This is a genomic window from Nguyenibacter vanlangensis, assembly GCF_013376155.1.
Lineage (GTDB): Bacteria > Pseudomonadota > Alphaproteobacteria > Acetobacterales > Acetobacteraceae > Gluconacetobacter > Gluconacetobacter vanlangensis.
Genome location: NZ_JABXXP010000533.1, coordinates 1 through 1,983 on the forward strand (window position 1 = coordinate 1; position 1,983 = coordinate 1,983).

Annotated in this window: 2 protein-coding genes; both read left to right on the top strand. The window is 69.3% G+C overall.

Annotated elements, in window-relative coordinates:
• Positions 1-1,138, top strand: a 1,138-nt coding sequence (locus HUK84_RS16300) for an L-dopachrome tautomerase-related protein (protein WP_176641218.1), incomplete at its 5' end; no start/stop codon positions are given.
• Between the two features lie 77 nt (positions 1,139-1,215).
• Positions 1,216-1,983: dihydroorotate dehydrogenase (quinone) (gene pyrD, locus HUK84_RS16305; RefSeq protein ID WP_374729378.1), on the top strand; the 768-nt coding region annotated here is incomplete at its 3' end.

Below are 1,983 nucleotides of genomic sequence, written 5' to 3' on the forward strand. Positions count from 1 at the left end.
GGCCGGGCGTGCCGCCCGTGCCGCGCCGCCGGCCGGCCTGGCCACCAATACCGATCACGGATTCAATTCCGCCGGCACGTTCGACATCGTGGCCCGGTTCGCCGATCCCGGCCCGTCCGGCATCGCGATCACCCCCGATGGCCGGATGTTCGTCGGCTTTCCCCGCCACGCGGTCGACCACAAGGGCGCGACCCTGGCCGAACTGAGGGATGGCGGGCTGGTGCCCTATCCCAGTGCCGCGCTCAGCCTGCCGTCCGACCGCGCCCCGGCCGACCGGCTGGTTTCGGTCCATGGCATGACGACCGACACGCGCGGCCGCCTGTGGATGATCGATGACGGCAAGCTGGCCGGCCAGCCCCTGCGCCCCGGCGCCGCGAAGATCGTGGGAATCGATCCCGCCACCGACCGCGTCGTCGCCAGCATCGTCCTGACGCCGCCGACCCTGCTGCCCGACAGCCATATGAACGACCTGCGCGTCGACCTGACCCATGGCGCAGAGGGCACGGCCTATGTCACCGACTCGTCCTTCGGCACGCATCCGGCGCTGGTGGTGGTCGATATCGCCACCGGCCGCCAGCGCCGCGTCCTGGCCCACCACCCATCGACACAGACCGAATCCCGTTTCATGGCCGTGGTCGAAGGCCGTCCCCTGGTCTTCAACCCCAGCCGCCAGACCTTCGTCTCGGGCGGGGTCGACGGCATCACCCTCAGTCCCGACGGCGCGACCTTATATTATTGTCCGCTGACCAGCCGGCGGCTTTACAGCCTGCCCACGGCGCTGCTGTCCGATTTCGCGCGCGGCGACGCCGAACTCGCCGCCGCCGTGACCGACCTGGGGGAAAAGGGCGTGGCCGACGGGCTGGCGACCGATCCCCAAGGGCGTATCTACACCACCAATTTCGAACATGACGCGATTTTCCGCCGCAATCTCGACGGCAGTTTCGACACGATCCTGCGCGATCCGCGCGTGCTCTCGCCGGACGGGATCTGCGTTCATGACGGCCATGTCTATTGCACGCTGGGCCAGTGGAACCGTCTGGCCGGCTTCAATGGCGGGCACGATCTGCGCGTGCCGCCCTATCTGCTGATCCGCTGCCCCACCGACCCGCCGGCCCCGCTCTCCAGCCTGCCGGCCTGATTTCCGCCCGGTTCTTTTTCCCGGGGTTTTTGCCAAGGGGTTTTCTCTCCGGGGGATGTACGGCAGAAAATCCGATCATGATGGATCTCGTGTCGAACATGCTCATGCCGCTGGTGCGTCGCCTGGACCCCGAGGACGCGCACGCTCTCGCCCTGAACGCGCTGATGCTGGGCTTCGGCGGCGGCGGCTTCCCGGGCCGGGACGACCCGGCCCTCTCCGTGCGGACCATGGGGCTGCGCTTTCCCAATCCGATCGGCATCGCCGCCGGGTTCGACAAGAACGCGCAGGTGCTGCGCCCGCTGGCCCGGATCGGTTTCGGCTTCGTCGAGGCCGGCACCGTGACGCCCCGGCCGCAGCCGGGCAATCCCCGCCCGCGCCTGTTCCGCCTGGCCGAAGACCGGGCGATCATCAACCGGATGGGCTTCAACAACCAGGGCATCGACCGTTTCGCGGTGCGCCTCGCGCGCCTGCAGCGCGTCTCGTCCTCGGGCCGGCCCGTCATCCGGGTGCCGGTCGGCGCCAATCTGGGCATCAACAAGACCGGCGCGGATCCCGAGCAAGACTATCCCCGCCTGGTCGGCCGGGTGAAGCATTATGCCGACTACATCGTGCTCAACCTGTCCTCGCCCAACACGCCCGGCCTGCGCGACCTGCAGCAGACGTCGCGCCTGGCCGGTCTGCTCCAGGCGATCGGCGCGGCGCATCCCGACCGCCCGCCGCTGTTGGTCAAGCTGTCCCCGGACCTCGCCCGCGACGATATCGGTCCGATCGTGGAAACGGCGATCGCGGGCGGCGTCCAGGGGCTGATCGTCAGCAACACCACCATCTCGCGCCCCGGCGGGCTC